Annotated in this window: 7 protein-coding genes; 6 read left to right on the top strand and 1 reads right to left on the bottom strand. The window is 31.9% G+C overall.

Annotation, left to right across the window (positions count from 1 at the left end; all coding sequences use genetic code 11):
* Positions 1-20: 20 nt before the first annotated feature.
* On the bottom strand, positions 21-2153 hold the full coding sequence (locus CCS77_RS09885) for a UvrD-helicase domain-containing protein (protein WP_103642849.1): 2133 nt from the start codon (positions 2151-2153) through the stop codon (positions 21-23).
* A gap of 151 nt (positions 2154-2304) precedes the next feature.
* Between CCS77_RS09885 and CCS77_RS09880 the strand changes: the two genes are divergently transcribed.
* The 6 genes from CCS77_RS09880 to CCS77_RS09855 are packed head-to-tail and all read left to right on the top strand — an operon-like array spanning position 2305 to position 17988.
* On the top strand, positions 2305-9681 hold the full coding sequence (locus tag CCS77_RS09880; protein WP_107917352.1) for a hypothetical protein: 7377 nt from the start codon (positions 2305-2307) through the stop codon (positions 9679-9681).
* On the top strand, positions 9681-11099 hold the full coding sequence (locus CCS77_RS09875) for an AAA family ATPase (protein WP_103642847.1): 1419 nt from the start codon (positions 9681-9683) through the stop codon (positions 11097-11099). Before CCS77_RS09880 ends, CCS77_RS09875 begins: the two co-directional genes overlap by 1 nt.
* 10 nt (positions 11100-11109) lie before the next feature.
* Positions 11110-12219 carry a ParB N-terminal domain-containing protein gene (locus CCS77_RS09870; protein ID WP_107917351.1) on the top strand — a complete coding sequence of 370 codons (1110 nt, stop codon included), beginning with the start codon at positions 11110-11112 and terminating at the stop codon, positions 12217-12219.
* Positions 12219-13145, top strand: a complete 927-nt coding sequence (locus CCS77_RS09865; protein WP_107917350.1) for a hypothetical protein — start codon at positions 12219-12221, stop codon at positions 13143-13145. The genes CCS77_RS09870 and CCS77_RS09865 overlap by 1 nt, the downstream gene beginning before the upstream one ends.
* A complete protein-coding gene (locus CCS77_RS09860) occupies positions 13142-14245 on the top strand; it encodes a hypothetical protein (protein WP_107917349.1) in 1104 nt (367 codons plus the stop codon). The genes CCS77_RS09865 and CCS77_RS09860 overlap by 4 nt, the downstream gene beginning before the upstream one ends.
* The gene (locus CCS77_RS09855; RefSeq protein ID WP_107917348.1) at positions 14245-17988 is read left to right on the top strand and encodes a hypothetical protein; all 3744 of its coding nucleotides are present in this window, start codon (positions 14245-14247) and stop codon (positions 17986-17988) included. The genes CCS77_RS09860 and CCS77_RS09855 overlap by 1 nt, the downstream gene beginning before the upstream one ends.
* The last annotated feature ends 13 nt before the right edge of the window (positions 17989-18001 follow it).

Here is an 18001-nt window from a genome sequence, read left to right as displayed (position 1 = left end):
AATCTCCGCCATTAAGCCTTCTACATTTTAGGGAAAGAGAACGTCACTCTATTGCTATTATTTACAAAAGGCTCGTCTTGATCATCATAAATATCACTATTTATACTTATTCTATCATCCTCGCCTTCTACTGGCTCTGTGATTTTTTTATATGAAAAAAAATTCTGATCTATCTTTGTATCAGAGCTTGGGCTTTCATCCTTACAATAAAAATAACGCAAGAAATTCTTGTTGCTATCTCGTTCATAAAACAAAATAGAACTCTTAGCACGTGTAACTGCCGTATGAGCAATGTTAATCTCTTCGTCAGTGCAATAATACTCGTTCTTTCTAGTAAAAAAATCATCTCCTATAATGACATTTTTATACTCTTTTCCCTTGGACTGATGAACGTTTGTAATAATAACACTAGCATTGGCCTTGGCGCGTATATTAAGATATTTTTCCAAAAACGCCTCGTCATATCTCACCAGGTAGTTATACTCTGGCATTTTTTCAAGTAGTTTTCTTACGTTTTCATCTTTTACGGCCATGCTTATATTTAGCACATCTCCATCAAAATCAGGCTGTAAAATAGAATAAGCTTTCCGAATTTGATTTTTTACATAATCACTCTCAATCACAGAGAATATATTTTTTTGATATACACCCTTTAGATCCTTTTTTATTGCTGGATCTAGGACAACGTTATCTGGTGAAAAATCACTATCTGGATAGTCGCTCGCAACTATTTTTTCAAGCGATTTACTAAGTTCATTAAAACAATCAATACAACCACTATTTGTTCTAAAAATGATGGCCGTATTGTTTTTTCGGCTCTTTGCGTCAGTTTTATGGCTTTCTTCTTTGTTGTAATTTTCTATTATTACTCTTGCCAGTGTATCATTATCAAAGACTTTGCTATCTATTGTGTCTTTAACTCTTTCATTGCCAATCAGTCTATCGTTAGGGTGAATGTGTCTTGCAATTTTCTCGCCAAACTTCGCAATATTTTCACCATACCTAAAAGATGTTGTAAGTGTCAGATCCTGAAACCAAGAGTTATTTTGGTTTGCCCACTCAAAAATATTAAATGAACCATTAAATTTGTAAATTGACTGCTTAGGATCGCCAAATGCCAAAAAGTATTTGTTTTTTAAACATTCATCCTCTCTAGCAATATTCATATATTTATGGATCAGATTAAAAATCATCGCATCGGCATCTTGTGCCTCATCAATCACAATTAAATCGTATTTATGAAAAATCTCTTTTAAAAAATCATCGTCCTTCATAGCATATTCATAAATTCGCTTATAATAGTAAGTGTGTGAAATTTCTAGCTCATTTTCTTTTATGGCCGTATCTAGTGCCTTGTTTATCTCATGGGCAAGAACCGCTTCTGGAGTAACTGAGTTATTGGCACAAAATTTAGCAAGCGTATATTCGACCCCACAAGACTTAAACGGAGTATCGTCATAGCTTAATCCTGCATCTACAAAAGCCTTATGCGCACCCCTAATATTATAGGCAACATTATCGCTTTTGAGATAGACATTAAAAAACTTCTCAATTTCTCCCCTGATTGATCGAGAATAGCCTCTTAGCATTTTAAGAGTTTCTTCGTCTGTTTGGTTATATTGCAAAATACGATTTTCAAAGAAACTATTGGTTAGCTTATTGGCGATTACGGCATAATCATTTTTGGTAAGCCCATTTTTTGCATAGTTGATTTTTACTGCATTTAGATCATTGATCCCAACCTGAGCTAATGCACGTTGCATATTTTCACCACTCTTTAAAAAAGAGTGATATGTTTTTACATCTACAATATCGCTTAACCATAGATTATCTACCAGTGATATTTCAATATCTACTTTTTTTATTAAATTTTTAAAATAATCTGCCATGGCTCTGTTAAAAACCAAATATAGTGCATCATGTCTATATGACATACCGCTGTCATAATCTATTCTTTGCGTCGCAGGATCAAACTTCCAATCCCTAATTCCATAGTGGCAATTAGTAAAATAGTTGATTAATGCTTCTTTGATAGTAAAACTTTTGCCAGTTCCAGCACCAGCTGACACTAGCATATTTGGACAAATGTTTCTATGTTGTGAAACCTCTTGTATTATTTTAAACTGCTCATCCGTATAGCTAATTGCGCTCATCTTTTTGCCTAAATTTTTTATTAATGAAACATTTTACTATTTTTATCTAAAAAAAACAATTTTTAGTAAAGTTTATAATATTTTTTTATTTTTTATGCTAAAATAATACCCTATAATTTAAAATGCTTGCAAAAATATAAAAGGGGCATAAATGGCCAATCTACATTTCAATGATTATACATTTGTTCTTTCTGCAAGCACAAAAGATGAAGTTTTTGACGATCTGGTTTCAAAATTTCCAAATATTAATTTTGAAAGACAAGATTTAGAATTAAACTACAACCAAAGGGTAGATGCCTTCTTTCTGTCTAATGGTATTAAAAAATATGAAGTAGGCAATCTTAAATTTGAAACAATAAACGAAAAAACATCAATAAAGACGACCGAAACTACAAACAATGCTCCATTTGCACTAATAACAGTAACAAGAGAAAACATGTTCTCTGTCAATTCCCCTAAACTAAAAGAAGAAGTTATTGCTATATTAGATTACCTAGAAGAGCAGCATAATATAAAAATGGATGTAAGTTTTATGCAACATAGAGTAGGCGGTGGTTATTTGGATGTGTTTTTCGATAGTCAATCATTAAAAAAGATTACATTAAATTCAAATATAGGACACCAAGAAGCTAAAAGAATGGGGCAAAGTGTTTTTTGGGGCAAGCAGCTAGACCAAGAAAAATTTAATACACTGATCGAAGTATTAAATATCCAAAAAGAGCTTCTTTTAAAAACACAACTTTTAAAAAACATTATCCACCTTGTCGGACTGCAAGCGATAGAAGAGCAATATGAATTTTATAAAGAGCATGAAACTACTATAAAAGCGACACATACTATAAATAATATTGAAACAAGAATATCAAGGGGCGAAACAGCAAAGAGTATATATGCTGATATTCATAGAGAAATTTTTTCAACCTCAAACATTTCAAGCGATACAAGACGGATTTCACTTTTTGAGACACTCGTCAATAAGAACAAAGATTTTATAGATTTTCCAGGCTCTTTAAAAGACTTTGTAACTTTTTATATTGAAAACCCTGCAAGCTCACCAACGCTTGAACGATACATAGACTTTATAAAAGATTTTAGTATAGAAAAAGTCAATAAAGAGATAAGATCAAAAAGCGATTTGGGTAACTTTTTTGCAAATGTTTTAAATTTATCCTCTCAAAACAACCAGATAATTGTTCCGCAGGGATTAAAATTAAGCGAAACAGAACTAGAAACCTCTTTATCAACAACGCCTGGTATTACCCAAAACATTAGTATTTTATCAAACAATACAAGCGAACTAGAAAGTAGAAATTTTGGATCAGTAGAGCTTGTCACAAAGGCAAAAACTGAGCAAGAAATTTCGGAGAACTTTGATCTATTTTATCAACTAGGCCGCTCTTATGATGCAGAGCAAAAACAATACTATGATATTAGTGACCTAGAGCTATCCACAAGCGAAGCCAAGACCTTGCTATCAGGCCTAAATGGATTTATTGTGGCGAAAGCAGGCTTTGGATCTAAAGTTAAACTCTCCAGCATTAAACTAGGAGCAGATAAAGAATTGTGCCTTACACATAGCAAGGCTGAAAAAACTATCGATACTAAGGTTTTTAATAGTATTAATGCTTCTTTGGGCAATATACACAATAGATATTTGCTGGACAAGCTCTTAAACATTAGTTCGGTTAGCTTAAAATCGGATTTTCTAAGTATTGAAGATAAATCGGCAAAAATTATGAGGCTAGAGCATGAACTTGCAACAAATCAGAAATACTATTTAGATGTTGTAAATGCCCTTACTAGAAATGATGCAAGAATTGATATTATTCCATTTCATACTACAAGCATTAATAATGGAAAAATAAAGAGTTCTCCTAGATCAATACCGCAAGGCGACGATGCTTCATTGACTGATGAAGAAAAAATCAACAAATACGTATATTTAGAAGCCTACAAACAAAAAGGGTATGACTTAGAAAATCTTGACAATAACCCACCAGTTTATAATGCTGCGTTTGGAGGAGATGGCTGCGTAAAAAATTTAGGCTATCCTCTTAAAATAGATCTTAGCAGCGATAAAAAGAAAGAAATTTTTTATAACCTTTGTGTAAAAGCATTGGATAATTATTCTTCTATCGCTGAAAGCTCTGATGAACTAAAGACAAAACAATTTAATCAGATAACAAATCTACTATCAAACGATAAAACATACTCGGCTATGCTAAATTTAACCTCTATTATAGATAGCACAGAAAACGTTACAAGGATTATCCCATTTGAATTTTATGGAGTTTTAAATAAAGACAACGAGCTTCTAGGACATATCAACGTCCCTGCTAGCTTTGTCTATAATGAGATGTTACAAGAAAAGCTTGTAAGCCTTGAAAATGATAGATTAAAAGTAATCCCTACCGACTTTAATAAAAAAAAGAAGCTAATTAATAACCAGCTAGCCTACTTTAACTCTTTTAGAGATTATTTGGAGAGCAACAACATTATAAGCAGAAAAGAGTTAAATGCTATTTTAAGCAATATCTTCTCCAAGGGCAAAATAACACCGAAAGAGATTTTTCAATTAAATTACAACAGCTCCGAGGAAATGAAAAAAATATACACGATTTCTAAAGCCTATTTAGACAGCATCTTGACCTTACCAAATCTCGAAAGCACAAATAAAAAAATATATGGCTCAAAATTTTTTAAAGATCTTGATACTAGCAAAAAACAAGAGATAGTCAATGCAATAGATGCCATATATGCCCAAAATAACAAAAAGGCATTAAGTAATCAATTTTTAGAATTAGAAAGAATAGTTGAGGATAATAAATTTTATAAGCGTGCTGAAGAAGCCATAGTAAAATATAAAGATGGATTGGAGCTAATAAAAAATACCACCAAGATAGTGGCGCATTCAATTTTATTTAATGCACACCACCTTATGCTTGTCAATCGCTCTGCGCAAATAGAGAACGCAAAAAAAGAGCTACTTTCAGTAGCAAAAGAAGAATTTAGCGACAACTATTTAGATAAAACCATAGGCGATATAGCACCAGAAAAACTTCCCAAAGCAGTAATAAATACTCTTCTTGCAAATAAGGACAAGACAATAGCCGACGTTGCTTCATCTATGACAAGGCAGGCTAACGATGAAATTCAAAAAGCTTTTGATGGTAATAGAATAAAACTACTCTTTTTAAATAAGCTTAAAGAACATCAATATTTTTCTCCAGAAGCAATTTTAAGTGCTGGAGTTAAAAGAGCTGACCTGAACTTTGCCCCACGAAGTGGAAAGACAAGGACAGCGTTAAACGTCTTATATGCCCTTGGAGATAAAAATCCTTCAAATTTTTACATACAAAATGGCAATGCAACAGACATAGTTGGACAGCTAGTGCAAACTTTCCCTGAAATTTTACATACAGTTAATTTAAAAGGTATTTCAGACAAGATTGATTTTATTGACCCAAAATTTCAGAAAGAATACACAAGTGAAATAGGCGTATTAAATATACCAAACATTATTAAGAAATTTTTACAATCAGAAAAAGACGATCAACGCAAGGGAGAATATGCCTTAAAGGACGAATTCCCTTTTGTGGCACTATCTTTCATCTCTTACTTTAAGAATAAAAGCAGAAGCGAGATCAAAGATCTAATCAATACGCAATTACCGCAAAGACCATTTTTAGAAATTTACCTTGATCTTTTGAATACAGAAAGAAACAATAGAAAAATAAACGAAAAAGATGTTTTTAACCACAATATGGCGGCAGTATATGCTTATTATTTAGATTATATAGCACGAAATGGATATATAGATATAGCCGACTATGACAAGATCAGAACTGCGATTGGCAACGCTTATGAAAAAATATTAGAAGATAGACGAAAAATTGCTAATAAGGACTTAAGGATCAATATAGTTTCCAAAAATAATATGCAAACTATGCTTCCAGGCGAAGAACTCTTAATGAATATTGGCGAAGCAGCAAAGCTGCAAAGTATCAATTATTTAGATAAATATTTTTTAAGTAGTGGCAGTAAAGATATCAAATTTAACACTAGCGTGGAGAGAATTTATAGCTTTAGCAATGAAGAAACATGCGAAAAATTGTCAAAACTATATAAAGATGCAAAAGACACGATTGATTTTATACCAAATAGCTCTTTGAAAAAATTAAGCGACAACAACGAAATTATAGTGTTTCCTTTTGATAGAAAAAGTAAAAAAGGAGATGCTCACATTTTAATTAGTAATAAGTTTAATGAAATTAGAGATGAATTTATCAAAGCTTGCAAAGAAATTACTCATACAACTCTAGGTGAAGCGCATAAAAACGAAATTTCAGTTCAGGATCTATCACGCGTTATTGAGAATTCTTTTAATGACTTTGAGGGTATAAAAAGCAATATCATAAAAAGTTCAGAATTTGACCATGATAAGCTTGGCAATTATATGGGAACTATCAATGACGTTATGGCAAACAACAAGGAAGCTGTGGGTATTATCATAAGGGTTGGTGAATTTCTTGAAAATCAGATAGCGACCACAAAACTTGCTGTCAAAAAGAACTTAGATGAAAATAAAGCCATATTTGATAGAGCTTTACCACTGCTTAATGTGGTAAATTATGACGAGCTAATATCACAATTACATGAAGGCTTAGATAGTCTTAAAAATAGTTTTGCCCTAAGACATAACAAAGAAATTTTACTTTCTGCTTATAAAGATTTTCTTTTTCCTGCTATAAATAGCAACTCAAACACTATTGGCAGAAGAAAAGATTACCAGCTACTTTTGGATAAATATACGAATAATTCAAGCAATGCTAATACTCAGTCTTTAAGGCTAAACTACAAGCAAAATTCTGATTTTATCCTAATGCCTAGTAAGTTTTCTAAGTATGGGCTGTCTATTGTTTCAGCAAAGCCGCAAGGCTTAAAATTTAACCCTGAAAAACAAGAGCTTTTTGAAAGTGTCCAACTTAATAAAAACATAATAACGGTAGATTTTATAAAAAACAATAATCAATCCTGGGAAACAAAAATTTCGTTAGATACTAAAGAGAGTATAAAACTAAGAGCAAGTGATCAAGCCAAAATATTAAGCACCAAGAGTAATACCTTTACTCTACAAAATGGTAAAAATGCGTCTATAAACATAATAGACGAGTCACATAAGAACCAAGGAGAAGATACTCTAAGCAATATTGGATTACAAAACGCCATTTTAAATAGCAATATATCTGTTGAAATTTCTGCTACCAAAAAAGAAAATTTACAAAGTGTTTTTTCTATAAGGGAGATACCAGATCTTTTATCAAGTATTATATACCTCGCAACAACACTACCAGAAATAAATGATCTAGTGACCAAAGATGCCTTTATTAGCGCAACTGATCATGATAGGCATGCAAAGTTTGATCCATTTTTAGTAAGAGCTAATAGGGTTTTACCTGCTTTATGCGGACAATTAGAAGAATTTATGGCTAGACGTAACGAAGCAATAGATACATCTTCTTATGAAGAAATTTTAAACGATAAAGATAAGTTGAAAAGTGATGGCGGTATTTTGAGTGGTATCAATCGTGCTTTTGAAACTATTATTAGCGCATTGTCTAAAAAATACATTGAAGATGATATTAAAAAATTTAAAGAAGTTGATAGCATAGACTTAGCCGATATCAGCTTTGTGCAAGAATATTTTCCAAATTTAGCAGACAAAGAAAATGTCTTGTTATGCTCTAATGCCTCTATTTTGGCAGAAAATTTTAGAGCAAAATCAGAAGCAGATAAACTAAAAATCACAAAATCACCTGATACGCTTTATGATGTAAAAATAGATAAAGATACATACATTTACAACAATAAATTTGCTATCGCATCTCTTTATGCAAAAAAATATTTTGTTCAAAATAAAGCTAATAAATTTATAAGCACAATTAATGGCCTTGTTGATGCCCTAAAAATATCTCTTATCAAAGTAAAAATTGAAGATGATGAAGCAGAGGATATTAAAAAAGAAAAAAGGCTTTTTAACAAGCTCGTCGGCGAAAACCTAAAAGGATTTCAGAATTTAATAGACTATTATGGCTTCGATATGTCTATCAAAGACTTTATTGTTATGGAGAACAAGGACGATAAAGAAACGTCTGGACTTGAAATGATTAAAGAGGCTGCAATAAATGGTGGATTGCCAGATGTTGTTATTAATGCAAATAAAAATAAAGAGAAGTTACTTTTAAAATACAATATTGCAAAAGAGGTCTTTTTACCAAAAATTTTGCCGTATATCAACAACGAGAAAAAAATAGAATTTCATAGTGAGAATGGTTTTGATACCCAAATGGGTTTTAATTTAGCAATAAATAAAAATTTTATAAAGCAAAATTTAACTAACTTATTAATAAAGCCTGATTTTTCTATTGTAGATGGCACAAATAACAAAAAGATAAACTTATCTCTTCAAATCACATTTGACTACGACATGGTAAAAGAAATGTTGCCAAATGTAGGCAGATATTTACTAGATGACAATGATGGCAATGTGCTATACAAAGAAAAGGTAAGTGCTGGAAATTATGATACCTTCTATTCTTTTTATACCCTGGTAAATAAAGGTGCAAAAGATCTAATTGAAGAGCAGCTCCAAAAAGGCTATAAATTTCCGCTTTTTACAGACAAGATAGGCTCTTCTCTTTTAAGCTCACTGCTTGTGCTTGAAACCATGATAAAAACAAATTCAGATAATAAAAATAAATCCATATTGCTATTTAGCGAGAACCAGCAAGTAATTTCTGCCATTAATAAAATTAATCTTGAAGAGATTAGAGATAATCACAACATAAGTTTTAAACTTATCACTGAGAAGAATAAGCTCCAAGATGAGATTAATAAATTTCATAGCATGGACGCTGATCCTGATGTAATTATTTCAAATAGAAAAGCTACGGCCGAAGGTATGCAATTTAGAAGCTATCATCCAGAAGCATATAGCCTCTATATTGATGGGCAAGAGGTTAGAAATAATTTTGCAGCGTTTATTCAATCTGCTTCACGAACAGATAGTCCAGAAGCAAGAGATATTTTTGCAAAACATTATGGTAAGAATGAAAAATTTGTCCAAAGACTTAATGTTTCTTTTAAGAAATATGATTTAGTCCTAGAAAAGAGAGATGGTTTCTTTAAGCAAACTGACATTATAGATAAAATGCAAAATATATTTGAGGATGGAAAATTGGATAATGATGCAATGCAACAAATAAGCAACCTCGCGTATTCTTATAATAAAAACACTGTTGCGGTCATTATTCCTAAAGAAGCCAGCAGAATACCTTATCTATTAAAGGCTTATAGTGACTCTTATTTAAGTAGTCCGAAAATGGACGAAGACTACGTAAAAATGAGCTTAGCTGCTGTGTATAAGCTAGAAACCAAAAGCTTATCAGAAAATATTATAAATAATAAATTTGGTATCAAGCAGGATAAAAACGAAGAAAACAAAAACACAATAGGAGCAAAAATTTAATGTTATATTTAAAAGTAGATGACGAATACTATTATTCAGAAGAAGGCAAAAAGGAGTTGGCAGCGAAATATAATCTGTCTGAAGAAAATTTGGTTTTTGCAAGAAGCAAAGAAGCCATTTTGAATGCCTTTGCGGACGGAAGTATTGCAAGAATAGTATTTATTGCGCCATATTTACCAGAAAGTCTTTCATCAGAATTTAAAGGCATTTTTGACGTTATAAGGGTTGATAATAAGTATGGCTTACTAACCAAAAAGCAAAAAGAAGAGAATATTGATCCAATGACGATCTTGCGTGAGAAACTAGGGTCAAATATATATGCTCCAGTCGTTACCTTTGACGATTACATTATTGACAAGACAAGTGGCTCATTTATTACAATGATGAGTAACCTAAAGGCCATAGAAACAAGGCAAGAATGCGGCGTAATTTCAAAAGGCTTTTTCTTGACTGGTGTTCCAGGCACTGGTAAAACATTTTTTGCCAAGTGCATAGCTGGAGAGCTAAAACGATACCTAATAGAGCTAAACCTTAGCTTTTTTATAAATGCCGACGATACTTTTGGGCTTTTGAATAAATTTTTTAGCTTCTTTAAATTTACCGAAGGCAAATTTGTTCTTTTAATAGACGAGATAGAGAAGATGTTTAATGATAGCCCAAAATCAAAACAAGTTCTAGGCTATTTGCTTACAACATTAAATGAATTTGCAGATAAAAATAGCAAGAACAAGGCAGACGTCTTATTTATTGCAACAGCAAATAACGTTACCGACCTTGTAAAAAAGAACCCTGAATTATTCAGAAAGGGGCGTTTTGACCAGAGTATCTATTTAACAGCCCCTAAAGCTGAAAAAGCTATTAGCACGTTTGAATATTACATCAAAAAATCGCAAGAAAAATTTGCTAATGTTTCTATCCCTATGCTTTTCTTAACAGCAAAGCTCAACCAAAACAATGAAAAAGTAATTTTCTATGATGACAACACAAGGTATAGTCAAATAGTAACTCTTATTCAATCAAATGATGCAGTCATGAATATAATAAACAACTATACTCTAGTAAGCGATAAGCGCTCAGAGCAAAAAAATGAATTGTATGAGATCTTATTAAAAAAACAAGATGCCGTAAATTTAATAGACGAAATAAAAACAACATATAAATTTGCCCCAGATGCAATTCAACTTGTAGAAGATGGCTTTTCAATATATAGGGATAGAATGGAAACAAATAGAAGCGAGTTCCCATACGTTCCTGCTGAAATTGAAAGCATCGTGACTGAACTATTTTCAGATTACTATTTTTCTGAACGAGATACTGATATAATTAAATTCTTTAACGCAAATACGCCACTTCAAATATCTATGAGTTCTGGCATTAAAGAAATGAACGGCGCAACTATGGAATTTACAAAAATGTAAGGAATAACCTATGGACTTTTATGAAGAGATAAGCAGCATTGACCCAAATGAATACGAAATCAGAGATAACCTTGATGATAGATCAATCGATGGTGATCTGGAAAATAGCGAAGACTTTCTCTCTCTTGTTAAAGACATAGAAGCAAACGGCATTGTAGTGCCATTAATTTTTGCTAGAAAAGGCGAAAGAGAGCTAGAATTAATAAGTGGCAGAAGAAGACTTGCAGCTCTTAGGGCATTAAATAACGCATTAAGAAGCGAAGACAAACCACCGCTACAAACAATACCAGTTAAGATCATCAAAAAAGATGTCCCTGACTCGAAAATATACCAAATAGCATATAGTGAAAATGCTTTGAGAAAAGATCTATCGCCATCTGCTAGAGTAGAAGCAATGTTTTTACCTCTATTTAATGCTTGCAATAGCGATTTCGCAAAAGCAAAAAAGAAAAACGAATTAAGAAGAAGAAATTTTGCTATGGAAGGTTTTTTAGAAGAATTAAAAGCATTAGTAAAAAAGATTAGCAGCAATAGAAACAATATAACTCCAAGAGAAAATTTTATAATTGAAGAATTAAAAAATCTTGCAGGCATTTTTAATAATATGCCTTACTTAAGAATGCTAAATAGTATTACAAAATACAAACTAACTGTTGTAGAAAAACGGCTGATTACCCACTATGGCCTAGAGTTAAAATATCTATTGTTATGTAAAAAAACAAGGCATAATAGCACTCTTAAAAAAATAAAAGAAGCTTATATGTTCAGAGCAATTCAAACTCCTGAAGAATATGAAAGTCTGAAATCAACCCTTAATGACTTTAATGTTAAATTAAGTGATTTCTATAAAATTGATAATATAGACAATTCTTATATAGAAAACTTTGTAAAGAAAGCTGGCATAGAGCCTCTTACGGAATGGTCTGATAATTTAATGCTATTTTTGTGCGAGAAGCTAAAAGAGATAATGCAAAATTACAAAAATGAAAAAAAGAAAGAACCCAAAATTGTTTTAAGTAGGGAGATCAATACTCTTATTAAATCTATGCCTGCCGAGAAATTACATAAGCTTAAAGAATTTATCGAGAAAAGTCTTATAGAAAAAGGAGATAGCATATAATGCCAAAAGAAAACGCATATATTGACAATCAAACTACTTTTAAAGAAGCCAAAAATATATATATGAACGAAATAAATGCTTTTAACCAGGCATTTGAAAAAATGTCTATAACTGACAATTCTCTTAGCAAAAAAGAGTGGCTTGATCTTTATACCAGAACTTGTAATATGGCAGAATATATCTACTTTGGTCTAAACTATTGCATAGCAGAGAACTATGACGATGAATTTTGCGAAGAGTTAGATAAAGAGCCATTTATTGCAAATTTCAACAAACTAAGCAAAAGCCTTAATCACAATCTTTATTATAAAGACTTTTTTGATTTTCAAACAAGCAACGCTCTAGTGCAAGCAAATGAAGTAGCTATACAAGCTTGGAATGGGCTAAAGGCAAAAAGAATAAAAGAAATAACGCATTTGATTTGTGAGTATCAAACAAATGGTTATAGCCAAAAATTACTATCTAAGCCAAACAATCTAAATGATCTACTAGATATTTTTCATATTGACTATTCACTAAGGGACATTAGCAATGGTGCGGAAGAGGATTTGGAGTATGAGAAATTTTTTGAAACATATTATAGCGATGATGCCGATACGAATTATAAAAATAAGTTCATAGATGAATTTATTAAATTTTCTGCACTTGGCATGGTAAATGACAAAAGCCAATACGCTATTCATTGTCTAAATATTGGTTTAAGCCATTTTGACATAAATGAAAAAAAAGTGAATTACTCCCTTGATGAGATTGTTTTAAAATCTGCAACCGAGGGGGAGCTGTTTATTTTTGATATTTCAAAAAAGAAATTTAAATTTAATGGCCGACAAGAGAGAGATGAATGCAGGTTATACACTCAGGCATTAGATTGTTTTTGGGAAAATGTAGATCAAAGCGACGAAGCACAAAGGATTTTTAAAAGATGAACTCTAATATCGTTACAGAAAAGCTAGAAAATATTTATAATTATGATTTTGATGACAACGAAGCCTTTAAAAAGGTAATCAATAAGCAGTTAAATTTAGTTAATTATTTTAACGACCTTGTTAAGAATTTCCAAATGTTAGAATGCGCACTTGACATAATTAGCATAAATGATTTTATCAACAATGAGAAGAAATTAGAGTTGGCCGTTGAAAGCTCCGATGAAAATATAAAAGAGGAACTAGCAAATTTTAGCTCTATTGCATATCCTGCTTTAAAAAATGCCTTTTTAGAAAAGAAAGATGAAATAGGCAACGTCACCATTAAGGGTAAAAATATTTTTGAATACAGCTTTAACGAGGCAAGCGAGCTTAGACAAAGCATAATTGAAGAGTTGGATTACGTTTTATCAGAAATGGAAGAATTTGTTCCATCATATCTAAAAGAAGCCATCAGTAATGCTATTAGAAACAATGAAGATTTTGGCGAAGCTGCTCTAAATAGTATTCAAAATAATTTGACACTATTTAGCTTTTCAGTAAATGTTGCAAAAAATTCATTTGCTGATATATTTATGCAAAGGGTGGTTGAAAAACTTATTGCCACCAATGATTTAGATTGTATAGATGAACTTTACAACAAAGAGAGAGATCCTCAGTGCATAGCTATTTTGCTTGAAGTAATGAGAGAGGCACAAGCTGACTTTACACCTGACGAAGTAATTAGTTTGATCGACTTTGACGAAAAGCTTTATAATAGAGCATTTGAGCTTTTTTATGAAAATATAAAAACCGATATTCAAGACCCTAACGGCATTTTTATGAGTATCTCAAAGCTTTTAGATCGCCAAGTATCAGGTCTTTATGAATTTTCAAAGTCTTTTTACGAAAAATACGGCAATCTTATCGTTATGCCACTTGCTGACATGCTACGCAATAACTTTATCAAAGCAGATAATGATCTAAAGGCATATATGGAGAGTATTAAAAAGGACATAGATCCATTTTTGATCGACATCCCCAAAAGAATATGTGATAACTATTATTTAAACTATAACTACTCATCAGCCAAACAAATAGATAATAAAATAAAGGAAATATGATGGATCAAGAACAACTAAAAAATTTTGCTAACAACTTCGCTATAAAGCCACAAAAAGACGAATATGAGGAGATGGAGCTAGAAGATCTTAAAGTAGATAGGGCAGAGCAAACTATTCCTAAAACAGCTCAGCAAGAACAGCCAAACCCTATTAAAAAAACTTCAGCTTTGGAGCAAGAAATTTTTGCGGATGGCATTGGCAACGAGCCAAACATAAATAATAAGCCACATTTTGATAATGTAACGGACGTTTTAGAAGACAAAGAAGAAAAGATTGCGACAAATAGTGCAAATACTTTAAAAGACAACGAAAAAACTAGCAAACATGTAGATTGGGACGCTTTTAAAATGGGGTCTAGTGAAGATTTTGATAAGGCAAACCAGCAAGAAGGTAAAAGAGCTTACGAAGAAAGAAACGCACAAGAGCAAGATAAGCGCAATATATCAAATTTTCTTAAACGCCAAAGCGAAGAAAAGCTCCAAACCCTATTAAAGACACGCTATGGCTTTTTGCCTAGTTCAGTTTCGCTAAATAAATGCGCATCAACCAAAATAGCGCAAGCCAGTGGTGATGGCATGTATGATCATCAACAAATAGAAAATTGCTTTAAAGAGGATTTAGAAAATGCAAAAAAGAAATTAAAAGAGATTGATGAAACCTATAATAAAATGCTAGGTTCGCCAGCTTTGGCTTTTTTTGCGTATTTTTTTATTGCAGCAAAAGCAATTCATCATGCAATAGAAACACCACACACAATTAAAACCACGCATAACTATATGGATAAAAAGAACCTCAAAGAGCTAGCAAATTTTATGAACCTTTCAGCAGATGAAAAAAAAGAGTATCTAAAAAAAATGGAAAGAGATATTCAAGGATATAACGACAATATACAAAGCAAAGATGAGTTTATAAAAGAGCTAAACAAAGATATAGAAGATAACATCGACGAAGCTACAAAAGCCGTTTCAGGAGGAAAATATAATTCAACTGAAGACATGATAGCCGATGGTTATTTTGAACAAGATTTAACTGGAGAAGAGATAAAAAAACTCCACCAACAAACTGAAAATTTGGCAAAAGAAGGCAGCATAGAGAGAATTGAGCAGCTAAAAGCCAGTCAAGAACAAAGCTTGGCAGAGCTTGCAGAGGTAAATAATAAGCTTTCTCAGGCTGATAGGGCATTGGAGGATATTGTAGATAATATTGAGCCTCCAGCGCATGGTAAATATTTTCAACAAGCTTATGATGAAATGTTGAAAGAAAAAAAATGGACCAGGGACGACATAAATAATTTAGACTTATATGAAAGATACTCTGCTATGGGTGAAATTTACGATGAAGCGGCAACTCTTGCAAAACAAGATGGAGCAGATCCTAAAAACCTTATTTATAAGTCAAGCCTAAATGAGATGTTAAGAGATATGTCCAAGTATCGTATTGATAAATCAGACAAAGAAGAGCAAAATTTGCGTAATTATATTATAGACAAACTCGACAAACACGATATAAAAACTGATTTTAATAATGTTTATAATCTAAGCGACCAACTAGACGCTATTTTAAAAAAGAATAAAGCAGATTTAGAAGAACTACAAAATCTTTTCTCTAAAACAAGAACTACTTATGCCATAGCGACGTCCCAGCTAGAAAAAAGCTCAGCTAAAAAAATCGCAGCCCAAGAGAGATCTAAAATTTTGGATGCTTATGGTAATGAATTCACCTTAAAGCAGAAAGACAAGCTGGCTATCGAAGCATCGGACAGTATCTTTAATTTAGTAAATAGACCATTGCTTAAAAAAGATAGTCATTTAAATAAAAACATAGATAAGCTAGAAGAATTTGCTAAAGAAAATTTCAAAAATTTTTCAGACAAATATAATTTGATAAAAGCCAATAGTATTATTATGGCAAAGGTGTTGGATCAAGAGAAATTTGGCTTAAGCGATCAAGAAAATATTAAGTTTGCCAAAATAGTCCAAGATGGATTAGATAAATTTCATCAAAATTTCATTAAAACTGGCGAAATGAACTTTAAGGATCTTGAAGCACAAATCACAAGCAAAATAAACGAAGAAAACATTGGCATAAAAAATAAAGATTTTAAGAAAAATATTGGCAACTATATTCTTGACGCCATAGATGACGAACGTATTATGAAAGAAAACAACAATCCTAAGTATATTTTAAAAGATGCTGAAAACATAAAGAACATCCATAGCTCCATAGAAAAAATAAACTACTACAATGAAAACATTAGATACGCAGGAGCAGAAAATAGAAAAACACTTGAAAACGACATAAAAGAGTATAGTAGTAAAAAAGAGGAACAAGAAAAATTAATAACAAAACACATAGAAAGACAATTTGGTTCTCTCTTTAAGGACGCTGGCCTGACGAATGAAGAACATAATAGCATTAAAAATTCTGTCCAAAATAGTCTAAGCAGAATGTCTAAAAGCGATAAAATAAAAGATGCTGGTGGTGAAATTTTAAAAGATCTAGCGGAAAAATCAGGTGTAAGTAGCCGCATTAAAGAACATTTGATTAAAACAGTTGCTAAGATAAATCCAGTTACTGGAGTAGCTGTATATATTGGTGATAAAATATTATCTAGTGCCTATAAAAAATATAAAGAAGCTGACGAGAAATTAAGCTCAAAATCAAATATTTTAGAAAAACAAAACAAAGAGCCTGATGGTATCGGAGTGTATGGAAAAATTTTTGAAACCATCATAAGCGGCAATGGCGATAAGCTTGACATCATTCCAAAATTAGCCCCATTAAAACAAGACTTTAAAAGCGCAGCGAAAGAGTGGTTCTCTATTCTTACTAATAATGTGAAATATTCTGACGAGATAAATAAAGATTTCAAAACTGATCCAGCAAGGGTATCAAAAATCCTACCAATAAAACTCTTATTTACAAAGCTTAACTTTGCAGATAAATTAAGTTATGGCGAAAGACCTGAACTGATTGGCATGCAAAATCGTAGTGAAATGACCCACAAAACAAGCGTGGATAAAGAAAAACTTGACTCTACTATGGAATTTTTGAAAAAAACAGCAGTAGGAACTAGCTTGATTTTTGCAAAGGCCATCTTTCAAAAAATAGCTGGAGCAAAAGAGAATGAGAGCATGGATCCAAATCAAAAACCTTCGAGCAGCTTAGCTTCTGCTATTTTTACCCAAAAATTTGATCATATTATAGGGCAAAAAGACCCTTTTAGAATTGCAAGTGTTCTAAAAGGAGCTGGCTTTAGCAGTGAAGCTATATCAAAGATGCCTACTGACAAATTAGGGTATGCAAAATTATTTTCTACTGATGCCTTAAGAGTTTTAGATATTCAAGGTAAGGAGTATCTAAACATAATGCAAGGCATGTTAAAATTAAAAGGTATTAGTGGTGTTGGAGATTTTATGAAACAAGTATCTGAGTTAAAAAAGGTTGTTGGAACACAATTCAACTCAACTATAAATTCAAACTCTTTTGCCAAAAATGAACCTTTTCTTAAAAATTTAAAAAGCATTGATATTTTTAAGAAAGAACCTATGCTTGATATTGGTGAGGTAAAAGATGGTATTAAAAATGTTGCTGACTTTGCATTTAAAAGCACAATAGCAAAAAATATAATAAAAAAAGTAGATACAGCAATGAAAAAGATTTCAGAGGTAAGTAAAGATGATAGAAATCTTAATCAAATAATTGACACTTTTGAAAACATATTTAAGCCTAAAATGAAGTAAAGGGCAGTTAAGG

Source organism: Campylobacter concisus, from assembly GCF_003048375.1.
In the GTDB taxonomy this organism is placed as follows: Bacteria; Campylobacterota; Campylobacteria; order Campylobacterales; family Campylobacteraceae; genus Campylobacter_A; species Campylobacter_A concisus_T.
This window is presented reverse-complemented; position numbering and strand designations above follow the sequence as displayed.

Bases quoted from the DNA above. Each gene is read 5' to 3' on its own strand.
- CCS77_RS09885 (WP_103642849.1), bottom strand. From the start codon at position 2,153: ATGAGCGCAATTAGCTATACGGATGAGCAGTTTAAAATAATACAAGAG.
- CCS77_RS09880 (WP_107917352.1), top strand. From the start codon at position 2,305: ATGGCCAATCTACATTTCAATGATTATACATTTGTTCTTTCTGCAAGC.
- CCS77_RS09875 (WP_103642847.1), top strand. From the start codon at position 9,681: ATGTTATATTTAAAAGTAGATGACGAATACTATTATTCAGAAGAAGGC.
- CCS77_RS09870 (WP_107917351.1), top strand. From the start codon at position 11,110: ATGGACTTTTATGAAGAGATAAGCAGCATTGACCCAAATGAATACGAA.
- CCS77_RS09865 (WP_107917350.1), top strand. From the start codon at position 12,219: ATGCCAAAAGAAAACGCATATATTGACAATCAAACTACTTTTAAAGAA.
- CCS77_RS09860 (WP_107917349.1), top strand. From the start codon at position 13,142: ATGAACTCTAATATCGTTACAGAAAAGCTAGAAAATATTTATAATTAT.
- CCS77_RS09855 (WP_107917348.1), top strand. From the start codon at position 14,245: ATGGATCAAGAACAACTAAAAAATTTTGCTAACAACTTCGCTATAAAG.